9 protein-coding genes, 1 tRNA gene and 1 pseudogene are annotated in these 12329 nt (G+C 45.7%); 1 reads left to right on the top strand and 10 read right to left on the bottom strand.

Features of this window, described 5'->3' with window-relative positions:
- Nucleotides 1–164: 164 nt before the first annotated feature.
- A pseudogene (locus BCF53_RS12765) lies at nt 165–476 on the top strand (transposase); the annotation flags it as partial.
- 307 nt (nt 477–783) lie between these two features.
- Here BCF53_RS12765 and BCF53_RS19625 read toward each other — a convergent pair.
- From BCF53_RS19625 to BCF53_RS12720, 10 genes are all read right to left on the bottom strand, one after another.
- Nucleotides 784–927, bottom strand: a complete 144-nt coding sequence (locus tag BCF53_RS19625) for a S26 family signal peptidase (protein WP_424511407.1) — start codon at nt 925–927, stop codon at nt 784–786.
- Nucleotides 928–1186: 259 nt separating this feature from the next.
- Nucleotides 1187–2221: a hypothetical protein gene (locus BCF53_RS12760; RefSeq protein WP_132702120.1), complete on the bottom strand. Its 1035-nt coding sequence runs from the start codon at nt 2219–2221 to the stop codon at nt 1187–1189.
- 326 nt (nt 2222–2547) lie between these two features.
- On the bottom strand, nt 2548–3534 hold the full coding sequence (locus BCF53_RS12755; RefSeq protein ID WP_132702119.1) for a transposase: 987 nt from the start codon (nt 3532–3534) through the stop codon (nt 2548–2550).
- Between the two features lie 228 nt (nt 3535–3762).
- Nucleotides 3763–3839, bottom strand: a tRNA-Val gene (locus tag BCF53_RS12750).
- Between the two features lie 101 nt (nt 3840–3940).
- Nucleotides 3941–4252, bottom strand: coding sequence for an AzlD domain-containing protein (locus BCF53_RS12745; protein WP_132702118.1), 312 nt, complete (start codon nt 4250–4252; stop codon nt 3941–3943).
- Nucleotides 4249–4980 (bottom strand): AzlC family ABC transporter permease, encoded by a 732-nt coding sequence (locus tag BCF53_RS12740; RefSeq protein ID WP_207902728.1) that lies wholly within the window; start codon nt 4978–4980, stop codon nt 4249–4251. The genes BCF53_RS12745 and BCF53_RS12740 overlap by 4 nt, the downstream gene beginning before the upstream one ends.
- Before the next feature lie 99 nt (nt 4981–5079).
- Entirely contained in the window at nt 5080–7218 is a 2139-nt protein-coding gene (locus BCF53_RS12735) for a hypothetical protein (RefSeq protein WP_132702117.1), read from the bottom strand.
- A gap of 168 nt (nt 7219–7386) precedes the next feature.
- Nucleotides 7387–9795, bottom strand: a complete 2409-nt coding sequence (locus BCF53_RS12730) for a hypothetical protein (protein ID WP_132702116.1) — start codon at nt 9793–9795, stop codon at nt 7387–7389.
- An 11-nt stretch (nt 9796–9806) separates the two neighbouring features.
- On the bottom strand, nt 9807–11462 hold the full coding sequence (locus tag BCF53_RS12725) for a hypothetical protein (RefSeq protein ID WP_132702115.1): 1656 nt from the start codon (nt 11460–11462) through the stop codon (nt 9807–9809).
- Nucleotides 11446–12240, bottom strand: a complete 795-nt coding sequence (locus BCF53_RS12720; protein ID WP_132702114.1) for a thrombospondin type 3 repeat-containing protein — start codon at nt 12238–12240, stop codon at nt 11446–11448. Before BCF53_RS12720 ends, BCF53_RS12725 begins: the two co-directional genes overlap by 17 nt.
- Nucleotides 12241–12329 lie beyond the last annotated feature (89 nt).

The following is a 12329-nucleotide window of genomic DNA, read 5'->3' as shown; positions in this document are numbered from 1 at the left end:
TCGTCCATTGTTTTTCATTACTATGAATTATGATGATGAACGATAATTAAATAAGGTGGGAAATGCTACGTTCCCACTTGAATTGGGGAAGACCCATATATAGCCAGTATTTTGGGATTGAGTCAAGGTTAGTGATGGGTGTCTGAGCTTCGGTCGCAAGAGCCTGGGCCATTCTCCAATACGCCAAAACGCTTTGGGGTTATAGCTATGCAAAGTCAGCAGAGAAAGCATGGATGAAATGGTACAGCTGGGCAACTAAAAGTCGACTTACACCAATGAAGACCGCTGCAAAGTCGATCAAGGAAAAACTGTGGGGAATCATTAACGCCATCGTAAAAAACCGAACCAATGCAATGGCAGAAAGCATCAATGCAAAATTAAAAATAATAAAGGTAAGAGCGAAAGGATTTAGAAGTGAGACACGCTACAAAACCGCGATAATGTTCTATCTGGGTGGACTAACTCTGAAACATTAACCCACCGTAAAAGGTGAAGACCCATATATAGCCAGTGTTTTGGGATTGAGTCAAGCTTAGTGATGGGTGTCGGAGCTTCCCCGCGATGCGGAAGTTAACCTCCTGTACTGTATCGGTAAGTACCTGGTCTGCACGGATGTCTATATCACCAATGGCAAAAACCGGGCTCGCTAATAACAACGCACTTATAAAAGCTGTAGGCCGAATCACGATGTGTTCCTTTTTCGTTTTGGCAGTTTTAAAACCCTTTAAAACTACCGGGTCGCAAGTTTTCTACTACACTTAATGTATGAACAGCGCCGCCCGGTTACTTTTGTAACCAAGCCGCAATAGAGTACAACCAACCCAAATTTTCTTTTGGGATGATTAAAATAATTTTTCCGACTATCTGGCTGAGGTCTATTGGGCCAAAGTTGCGGCTGTCGGTACTTTGTTTTGGGTTGTCGCCCAGAACAAAGTAACCTTTTATATTTCCTAATGCTTGTTGCCTTCGGTAAGCAACTTAGCTTTGTGCTTTTATCGTCCATTTCGGTAATCAGTTTTGAAAAGGATACTGAATCACCTGGCACATAAGCGATACGCTCTATTAGCTTCATTTTTTTAACATTTGGGTCGTTTTAAACGATTAGGTCGCCTTTGTTAAAAGAATGATGGCTTTCAAAAATCGTGACTTGCACCAGCCATAGGCCGATGCAAGTTTTCAGTTTTATTTATTGCAAGACATCCGGATCGTTAAGTAATGGGTCGTGCATTTCAGGAATAAGCTCACCTTCTTCACCTTCGCATTCAGAAATAGAGGGGTAGCCTTTACTCCAGGTAAAGTCACTTTCTGAAAGCCACGATTGAATAATTGGCTCGTAAGTTTTTTGAGGCAAATATTCACCTGTAACACCCGCAACAGATTTTTTTTGGCTATCAAGATCCCGTTCGTAATGTGTATACACCTCAGAAATCAATGAAAATCCTTTGATACCACCAACGGTATTGGATCGATAAACCTTTTGCCATGTAACAAGATCTGGATTATTGTCACCATCAAAATCACCTTCGAATAGTTTTGTATAGGAGCGATGAGCAGCAAATATATAATTTCGACTAATGGCCCGACTCGAAATATATTGATAATCACTACCTCCTAGTTGATCTATAAATTCGACATACTCACCTTCTAAAGAAGATGCAACCCAGTCATCAGCAAATGGCATAAAGGAAAAAACCACACCACCATAAAGGGGTGACAAAACAACATGTTCAGTTAATAAAGCAAGATAAAGCTCGAACTCCCCATCACCTTCTATATCACCATATCGCAACGGAGACTTACGCATACAGCTTGGTATTTTATATATAAGATCATTTGGGTTTTGATAAAGTTTACCTCGAAAATTAATTCCGAACTCTTCTTTAAGCGGTAGGGATATGGCAGGAGGAGGTGTCAGATACTGCCAACGACTTAATGTCCATACGCCATCCACTGAACGACTCTCAAAATCAGTCAAGTAAATCACATTGGACTCAGACAAAGAAAACAACTGATTAGTTTCGTCAACCAAGTAAAATGCTTTAGCAAATCCATCATCATACTTTTTCTGTGTTGTACTAGCTTTAGCATATTCCCAACTTGATTTAGCAATTTCTGATATATTTTTACTATTCACGGAAGTCCCGACTACAAAACCATCAAAAGAAGAAGCCATTGAATAACTTCCAATCAAAACCAAAAAAAACTGAAAAATATTTTTCATAATTCCTCACCTGTAAAACAATCTATTCTCCCCTCTGCCGCCTCCTCAAGAGACCCGTATGCCGCATTCCTTACTGTAGAGAAGGAATCTCCTGACCAAACATTATCATCACCAACTTCACCCAGCCATTTCCCCTTAAAATACCCAGACACCCATCTTAAATAATAATCTAACCCATAACCACATAGCCTGCTCATGAACTGCTGGATGCCACCACGCTTGCTATCAATCGGCCAGTTCCAAGACGTTTCAAGTCAAAACCACCGATTTCAGGCATGCCAAGATTTCAGACCGGCTGAATTTTTCAGTATTGTTTGAAGGATTTTCTAAGTCAGCAGTACACCAACGTTTGGTATACGCTGATAGCCCAGATCGGGCAATTTCTGTTTCAGTGAATCCAGTTTTCCGGCAAAACCTTTAAAGCTTTCTTCAAAATGCTGAGCGCTGTAAATCCAGTTTTTAGGTTCAATGTTTAGACGTTTTAAGATGGGCGGCAAGTTGGCGGGTATTGCGCCTCGCTTGTCTTCACGTAGGCAGCGGCCTGTCCAATCGAGCAGTTGCAAGTAATCTTCAAGTTTGAATGGCAGGCCTTCGGGCATGGGCTGGCGTGGATTGCCGACGAATGGAAAGAGTGTTTTTGGTTGGTTGGCTTCGGTATATTCTGTGGGTGTTGTTTTCGCGTCGCTGATGCGTTTTTGTGCAGAAGTAAAGTCGGATTGTTCGGGGGTTTCGGCCATGCTGGCACGAACTGGGTTTAGGTCGACATACGCCATGCAGGCCGCGAGGGCTTGTTCATCGAGCAGTGCCTGAGATTTGAAGCGCCCTTCCCAGAATCGGCCGGTGCATTGGTCTTCAGCATTCGCTTCGCGAGCAATGCCTTCGTTTAATACGCGCATGAACCAGCTGATGTCCATTAACCGGGAACGCCAAGTATCGGTGAGTTCATTGACGACCGCCATTTCTGCATCGGTCATGGGTTCATCCCGCAAAAAGCGAGCAGACAGATGATTGCCTTTGAACAGGCTTTGCCAGCGGGCATGAACCGCTTTACTGGACAGCTGTTCAGCCTGCTGAGCATTGATGTGCAAAACCACATGGTAGTGATTCGACATTACCGCATACGCGCAGACATCGATGCAGAAGACTTGGCCTAATTTGAGTATTTTCTGCTCAACCCAGCCCCGCCGGTGTTCATAGCTGATACCGGTTTGAATATCAGATCCGCACAGAAAGGCACGCCGCACACAGCGTGAAATACAGTGATAGTAGGGGGTTGCATCGATGGATACCTGAGCACTCCTTGGCTTTGGCATGACATCCTCCTGGATGAATACAGCATGGATATATAGCCAGTGTTTTGGGATTGAGTCAAGCTTAGTGATGGGTGTCGGAGCTTCCTGAATCTGCCCGGCTAAGCAGATGCGCTCGCCTTTGGCTCGCGGCCTACAACGTGAACTGAGCAGTTCAGCTTCGGCTTCTTCAGCTTCGCCGAACCTAAAACAAAAACAGCCACCCAAGGGCAGCCGTTTTTGTTTTGAATCTGGTAGGACTAAGCAGATTTGAACTGCTGACCTCTGCCATGTCAAGGCAGCGCTCTAACCAACTGAGCTATAGTCCTGAATTGAGGGCGTATGATACTTATCTAATCTGTTGTGGCAAGGCTTTTCTGAAAAAAATGTTATTTTTCAGTGTGTTAACTCTCGTATCATAGCCAATAGCTCAGATCATACTCCTTAAAACCATAAATACGGCGGTGCTTACCGCTACGGCCAACAGGACGTTCTTAAACCGCCAGGTAACCAATACGGCGATAATTCCGCCCAGTAAATAGGGGTTCACTACGCTCACCAACAGTTCGCCTTCCGGCAGGAAAAGGATTGGGCCAATGATTGCGGCCAGTACAGCGGGCGCTGAATAGCCCAGAAACCGCTTTGCCGTGCTGTTCAGTTTTATGGGCAGGTTGGGTTCCAGGAAGACATAACGACTCAGGAACACGATGGCAGACATCGCCAGTATCGTTAGCACAATCATGCCTTTTCCTCGCTGAAGCGGGTTGCGCGAGCCCTTTTGCTTTGCCAGGTTTCGGCAATAAAGCCAGTGGTCATACCACTTAGGGCAGCGATAAGCAGTGAGCCAGGCACCTGATAAAGGCCTAAGACTACAGAGAGTACCAGAGCAACTATCACGCTGAGCACTACGGGCAAGGTGGTTATGTGCGGCACTACCAGTGCAATAAAGGTAGCGGCAACGACGAATTCCAACCCGACGTTGTTCAGCCAGGGAATTTGGCTACCCAGAAAAATGCCCGCGGCCGAGGCGATATTCCAGACAACATAGAATGAGCCACCCACACCCAGAGCGTACCAGCGGTCGAATTCGGCATCTTTTTGACTGCCGCACACGGCGAACAACTCATCGGTGAGCAGGAAGCCTAAAAGCAGCCGCCAGCGCTTAGGCAGCTTACTGATCTTCTGGCGCATGGATATGCCATACAGGAAATGCCGCGAGGTGATGATCAGCACCGTCAGCATCATGGTGGCGAAAGCGACGCCGCTCTTAAACATACCCGCCGCCACCAACTGAGCAGAGCCGGCAAACAGAATGCCCGACATCATTTGGGCTTCTACTACGTTCAGCCCGGCATCAATCGCGTAAGAACCGGCCAATACCCCCCAGGGGATCACGGCCAGCGATATAGGCAAAGCAACAACCACGCCTTTGAGCAGCTTTTTAGCGGGTGTCGTGTTTGGGTTTTGCAAGCGCCTCTCCAAACGAAAAAATTGAATGGGGCGCGAGTATAACCGAAAAAAAGCCAGCGAGTGCTGGCTTACATTCAAAACGCTAGCCAGCAGACCTATTCAATATAGATAAACCGCGCCGACTTTACTCAGGGTACCGTAATCTTCCGTTTCACTTCCGTCGGTGATGATCCCGCTAATACTATTATCTTCACCATAAGCACCGACTGCCAGAACACTTCCATCGCTGCTCAGTGCAACAAACTGTCCAAAATAGTCTTCAGACTCTGGGTTAGAGGCTTTAATATAAGCCCTTTGTTGCCATGATCCATCGATATTACTAAACAAGTAAACTGCACCTGCATTATCGAGAGTTTCATCATCTTCCGTAACATCACCTAATTGAATGCCTGCCAAACTATTATCTTCCCAATGCGCACCCACAGCTAATGCAGTGCCATCGCTACTTAAAGCTAATGTACGGCCAAAGTAATCCTTTTCTTCTGTATTCGAGGCTTTAATGTAGGCTGTTTCAACCCACTCTTCCGCTTCATAACTAAAAAGATAAACTGCTCCCGAGTGCTCAGCAAAGCCAGTTTCATCAATAACAGTAACACCACCACTCAAATCTGTGACCCCGCTAGCAGAGTTGTCTTCCCGTAATGAATTTACGGCCAGAAGCGTGCCATCATCACTCATTGACATTGTATAACCAAAGTAATCACCCTCTTCAATATTCGAAGGCTTTATGTAAGCTGCTTGCTCCCAGCCCGAGTCACTACTGGTAAATACATATACCGATCCGGAATCTTCCATACTGTTATCATCAGTAAAATCTGTTCCTGAAGCGATATAAACATCTGAACTACTGTCTGAATAGCAGGCACTGATCGCCATGACCGTACCATCATCATTCAGTTCTACTTGCCAGCCAAAGTAATCTGCACTTTCTGCATTAGATGCTTTGATGTATGTTGTCTCTACCCACTCATCTTCTATCAGCTCGTATAAATATACTGCACCTGAATATTCGGAATCTTCATCATCAGTGATGACCGCACCCGCTGTTAAGTCCACAATGCCCTGGCTGCTATTGCTTTCTAACGGCGCACCCACCGCTATTACTGTTCCATCACCACTCACCGAAAGTGACATGCCAAAATAATCGTACGAGCTGGCATTAGATGCCTTGATATAAGCATCCTGTTTCCAACTGCCACTTTCTTTGCTAAAAACGTAGACTGCGCCAGACCCTGTAGCAGTTTCATCATCAATAAGGCCACTGTCGGTATCATCTTCATTCACCACCCAGTTCGCAGGAATATCTTCTCCATGCGCACCAACAACCAGCAAATCACCATCATCACTGAAATCTATAGCATAACCCAGTATATCACCCTCGTTTGCACTCGAGGCCTTTACATAGGCTACCTGCTGCCAATAACCACTTTCATTGGAGTAAAGGTATACGGCGCCAGAACTTTCAGATTCAACATCATCTGCATCGCCGTAATATTCACTACCGTCGGTTATTACACCGGTTGCGCTGTTATCTTCATTAAGAGCACCAACAGCTAAGGTACTGCCATCGTCACTTAGTGCAACTGAGTAACCGTAGTAATCTGAATCCCCGGCATTGGACGCTTTAAAATAACCGATCATTTTAGTAATGGCTTCACTAGATGGCGTTTGAGTGTTTGAAACAACTACTTCGTCACCGTATGTAGCGATAATAAAATAACTGGATTCAAGAGCTTCTATCAGGCTATTCACACTGAATGAAACTTCATAGGTATCTGTAACTTCCGTAATTTGTTCGCAACTCGATTCCTGACTGTCATCTTCACGACAGACCTCGTAACTGACGCCACTGCCATCAAATGCACTTGACCAACTTAGAGTCATTTTCTTTACATCTTCAGTTGATGCTGTAATGTCCAATGAGAATGATGAAGAATCTTCGCTGGCTGTGTCTTCGGTAGTTGCGTCTTCGGTAGTTGCGTCTTCGGTAGTTGCGTCTTCGGTAGTTGTATCTTCGGTAGTTGTATCTTCGGTAGTTGTATCTTCGGTAGTTGTATCTTCGGTAGTTGTATCTTCGGTAGTTGTATCTTCGGCAGCCTGATCTTCAGTTACTGCATCGCTGCTTTCAAACTTGGCTTCCGGCATATCAATATTGCTTTCACACCCTACTAATAGAAACAACGATAAATGAGCAGCAAAAACATACCTAAACGTTTTTAAAATATAATCCTTATTCATACCTTTCCTTCGAATTAGTTAACATTCCTTTAATCTCTTCCGAGTAACGCTATTTACAGAGAGATAAAAATGATGATGTGTAAAAATAGAAAATCCCCGTCGAATGCGAGGATTTATCCAGTTTAAAGCCAGCAATTGCTGGCTCTATGTGTAATCAAACCTAACCGGCTATTCCTCTTCAAACGCAGTTGGCACATAAGTAAGCGTGACACGAATAAAGTACGGTGTCGCTTCTCCACTCCAGTCGGCATCAGTCACGGCCATATCTTCTGAGGTATCCGGGTCATTCAGGTACTCAAAATCTTTAACGGCAATGTAGAAGGTGCCTTCCCACTGCTCATCCACCCAGAAATCGGTGCTGTAGTCTGCTGTATCCAAATCTACGGCATCGTCGGTCAATGTGGTATCGCCTACCTGGCTAAATACGCCTTCGCCGGAGGTTGTTTCCTGCTCTTCAATTTCCATGTTTTGGCTAACATCGCGGTACATGCTCCAGGTGTATTCGCTGTTTTCGCCTTCGTTCGCTACCAGCTCTACCTGAATCAGGTAGTGCCAATCCGTTTCAGCCTCGACTGCTGGATCCGATACGGTATCTTCCAGTATGGCCAGGCCATTGAGGTCAATGGCATACCAATCCTGATCGCCACTGAAGTCAATGTAGCCACCCAGCCATGGGAACGCTATGGTTAGCGTGCCATCGTCATTTTCGGTGACCGTTGCGTTATCTGCTGCATCATCCGGGTAGCTGAAGTTCAGGGTATCCATATCTACCGCATAAAACTCGCTGGAAGCTGCACTGAGGATTAGCTCTAAAATATCCTCGTCTGCTTCATACTGAGCTTGTTCGTCTGCCTCTTCAGCAAACAGATAGTCAGTAACGACTGAAGGTAAGTTATCTTCGGAAAAATCATTCAGGCCTTCCAGTGTTGCCATCAAGCTATAGGTGGCATTGGCATCGCTCTTTTTAGCGAACTCATCACTGATTTTAATGTAATAGTTGAGACCTTCTTCGTTAGGCGCAACCAGTACGGCTTCCTGCAGGTCCAGGATGGCATCACCGGTTACCGGGTCTACCACTTCAACAACAGCATCATCATCCAAGTTTACCAGCATGCGGAAATCAACGTCGGACTCAACCGCGCTGTCACCGTCGGTGAAGCTTAATTCAAACACCAGTCGTTGGTAATTGTCAGAGGCAGGCACATTGATTACATACCAATCGATATCGCCGGCATAAGAAATTTTCTTACCGGTTACGGCCTCACCGCTGGTTAGGGAATAGGCATCTGCACTGGTGTTGTTAGCATCACCGGTTTCATCGGCATCGGTGACTGTTGTCGTTTCCAGAGCAACGCTATAGCTGGCCGACTCGCTGTAAACCTGATCCTCATCCAGAGATACCGTTAAGGTATAGTCACCACTGCTTAACAGAACTTCCAGAGAGTACGCTGCGGAACCCGCCGTATGCACATAACTGAAGACGATTTCACCCGAGGCATCGGTAATGACGTACAGAATATCCATGTCGCTGGTGTTGGCATCCAGCGTTACGCTCAACAGTGAAAGGTCATCACCGGTGACCGACGGCATTTCCAAAAGGTACCAGTCTTCATCACTGCTGTAGCCCAGGCTGCCCGTAACAGAAGCCACATCGGTGGTTAAATCGACAGAGGTTGCATCTTCCGCGGTGTCGTCAGTCATGGCCTCTTCGGTATCGGTAGAGGTTACGCATATTTCATAAGGGGAGCTGGCATCAGAATCGTTCTGGCCAAAATCGGCCACCGATACCAGATAGTTGCCTGCATCGAGATAGTCTGTCATTGAGTAGACTTCATCCACAGAGCTGTACCAGTTTTCGACCAGCGAGGTTGCACCGTCATTATTGCTGTAAAGCTTAATATTCAGGCTGACGTTGGTATCTGACAGCGCATTACTGAAATCGACATCAACTGTGCTGATAGCGCCGCTTTCAAGTGTAAAGCTATACATATCGACATCTGAATTGGTACTGACTGTATCGATTAGGCATTCACCATTTACGGTAATATCCGTTGCACCAGCAAGTGTATCGTCGGCGCTGTCGTCGGTACCTTCGTAAACCTTAATGCTGTAGTTACCGGTCGCTTTGGCATCGTCCATCAGGTCGCGCACAGCAATTAAAACGGGCTCACTGTTATCCAATCCATACACAAGGTGCAGGTCGGTTGCTGTTACTGAACCTTCGGTGGCGTGATCAGCATACAAGCGAACCAGCTCTTCATCTTCTTTCTGATACATGGTAACCAGCAATTCAATATCGCTGCGCAATGTTGCGCTGGTCACTTCAACATTAATCTGGCTATCGCTGGATTCCGGGTAATATTCGTACCAATCAACCTCCCCGATACTGCTGATTGAATCAGTTTTCAAACTGTTGGCCGATAACCGGGTAACTGTTTCACTATCACCTTCATCTTCGTCGGTAGCGAAATTACAGGCGGTCAACATCATTAACGTTAACGGCAGAACGGCGAAGGTTTTTGCTTTTATAGAAGCCGGCTTTTTCGCGAAGCCTACAACGGGTTTTAACGCTTTCATAGGGTCTGTCCTTATTCAAGCAATTCAAAAGTTAAAGACGATGAATTAAGGTCATCTTCGTCGTCATCGACATTGATATAAAATTCTGCAACTCGGAAAATTGGGTCGGTATCGGGGAAGTCTTCCGGTACTTGCGCGATATAAAAACGGATTAGATTATCCCCGGCAGACATACCACTATCGGTCACTTCGGCATAACGGCCAGCGATTAACGTATCGACAATATCGATATTGGTAACGGTATAGCTGTACTCTCGCTGGTACGAAACTTCATCGGTACCCTGATCAATTTCCACTAAGCCCTCATCGTAGATGTAATACTCATAGGCATAGTAAGCGGCAAGGTTCGGGTCGTTAGATTTTGGATTGGTATGCTCCATGACCTCCTGCCAGTTTTCACGGCCGTCAAAATCACTATCGGTACCCGTATCGTCTTCCAGAATATTGGTATCCGCAAAAAACTCGACAATATCGGGCATACCATCGTTATCGGTATCAATGGTATAGCGACTGGAACCAATCAGTATTTCTTCACAATCATTCAAACCATCGCTGTCGGTATCTGGCCATTCACCATTAACGAGGGTATAGGAACTGCAGGTTGTATCGGAAGCATCCAATGGGTCGAATGAATAGCTGGGTGTACTCATGCTTATTTCCACATAATCGCCCAGGCCATCATCATCGGAATCGTAATCTAGAGGGTCAGTTCCGTAGATGTTCTGCTCGTCGTCATTGGACAGACCATCTGCATCACTGTCTGCATAAATCAACTCCGTACCAGGAATGGTATTGAAGTTATAAGCGACCAGATACTTCACTTCGTATTCTGTGGTTAAGCGCAAATCGACAATGTCGATAAAGTCGATGGAGTCAGCCGATTCAAACAACGTAAAGGTACCACCGCCAGCGATGGCCATATCTTCTAACAATTCATATGCATTGCTATAGGTATCATCGTCATCATCCGGATCATCATAATCTGCAAGCCAATCATCAAGAAAAAATGTATGGAAAGAGAAACTACCTACACCGGCATCTTCCGCCATTTCAACCATATCTGAAACCTGCTGAATGATAGTATCGGTGCTCTGATCTCCACTTCCATCGCTAGCAAGCCCATCACTCAGAAAAAGTACGATATATTTAGATCGCGCCAGGTTATCACTATCATCCGAATTGTATATGTCGTCGTACAGATCGGATTGAATAGTAGAGAGAGTACCAATGTAATCTGTGTAACTTTCATTGGCAGCGCCGTCAATCACCCGGCTTATCTCATCTGGGTCTTTGGTAAAGCCGCAGTCGCTATTGCTTTCTTCGGTACAATCCAGAATAGAGCCACTCCAGAGGATAATTTCAAACGAAGTATCCTCATAGGTGTTGTATTCCTCTATGAAACTCTCAGCTGCTTCCAAGCGCAGGCCATCTGGATCGGAACCGATGGAAGCGCCATTCACTGAAGTGCCCATACTTAGCGACATATCAATCGCGAACAGCACCTTCACCGGGTAGGTAATATCATCCGGGCTTTCTGTCAGGAAGGTACCGTCCAGCTTAACAGTCGTTCGGTCCTGAACATGCTCCAGGCTAACGTTGTCTTCACAGGCGGTAAGCGCAACAACGAACAACGCCAACAAGGCATAGCTGTTAATTTTCGCAAACATCGCCAACACCATCTAAGTCTGAATCCAACTGATCGGCATTTGAATCGTATGGGCAGTTGTCACAGACATCACCAATACCATCACCATCGGTATCGTTGTTTTCATCTGAACGTGCCGCTAAACACATATCGGTGCCATCGGTATCGGTGAAACCGTCGTTATCGAAGTCTGAATCACAGGCGTCACCCGCGGTATCACCATCCATATAGGAATCCGAATTGGCCTGATCTTCGTTAGCGATATACGGGCAGTTGTCCAGATCATCAGAAACACCGTCACCGTCTATATCGTCTTCGCAGGAATCGCCCACACCATCATCATTGGTATCTGTCTGGTCATCATTAGAAACCAATGAGCAGTTATCTACGTCATCACTGACGCCATCGCCATCATCATCGGTGTCACAAGCATCGCCCATGCCATCGCCATCGGTATCCAGCTGATCCAAGTTAGAAACGTACGGGCAATTATCACAGGCATCGCCATAATCGTCGGCATCAGAATTTTCGGTCTGATCATTCGCAATAAATGGGCAGTTATCAATATTATCAATATAGCCATCAAGATCGTTATCTTCATCCGTTGTAACATTTGGCCCTAAATTCCAATCGACAATCAGCAATATGCCACCGCCACCGCCGCCATCACCACCCGTGGGGTCTGCACCACATTCTGGATCGTTTTCACATTCATCTATTTCAGGAGTGTCATCAGCAAAGCTAATGCCTGCAGCGAGGATAAAGACCAGCGCACTCAACCAGATTTTAAAGTTTTTCATATAAGCCCCCTGTTGAGCTTTATAAATATTGTTTAGCGTTCATAACCCAGAGTATCTTTAACATCACTTGTTTACTTTGAGTTCCAGTT

Source organism: Reinekea marinisedimentorum, assembly GCF_004341165.1.
GTDB lineage: Bacteria > Pseudomonadota > Gammaproteobacteria > Pseudomonadales > Natronospirillaceae > Reinekea > Reinekea marinisedimentorum.
The sequence above is the reverse complement of the archived record's forward strand: the minus strand, read 5'-3'. Positions and strand labels throughout refer to the sequence as shown.

What these genes read in the sequence shown, in the direction of transcription:
- BCF53_RS12760 (WP_132702120.1), bottom strand. Translation starts at nt 2,221, where the DNA reads ATGAAAAATATTTTTCAGTTTTTTTTGGTTTTGATTGGAAGTTATTCA.
- BCF53_RS12730 (WP_132702116.1), bottom strand. Translation starts at nt 9,795, where the DNA reads ATGAAAGCGTTAAAACCCGTTGTAGGCTTCGCGAAAAAGCCGGCTTCT.
- BCF53_RS12735 (WP_132702117.1), bottom strand. Translation starts at nt 7,218, where the DNA reads ATGAATAAGGATTATATTTTAAAAACGTTTAGGTATGTTTTTGCTGCT.
- BCF53_RS12745 (WP_132702118.1), bottom strand. Translation starts at nt 4,252, where the DNA reads ATGATTGTGCTAACGATACTGGCGATGTCTGCCATCGTGTTCCTGAGT.
- BCF53_RS12725 (WP_132702115.1), bottom strand. Translation starts at nt 11,462, where the DNA reads ATGTTTGCGAAAATTAACAGCTATGCCTTGTTGGCGTTGTTCGTTGTT.
- BCF53_RS12755 (WP_132702119.1), bottom strand. Translation starts at nt 3,534, where the DNA reads ATGCCAAAGCCAAGGAGTGCTCAGGTATCCATCGATGCAACCCCCTAC.
- BCF53_RS12720 (WP_132702114.1), bottom strand. Translation starts at nt 12,240, where the DNA reads ATGAAAAACTTTAAAATCTGGTTGAGTGCGCTGGTCTTTATCCTCGCT.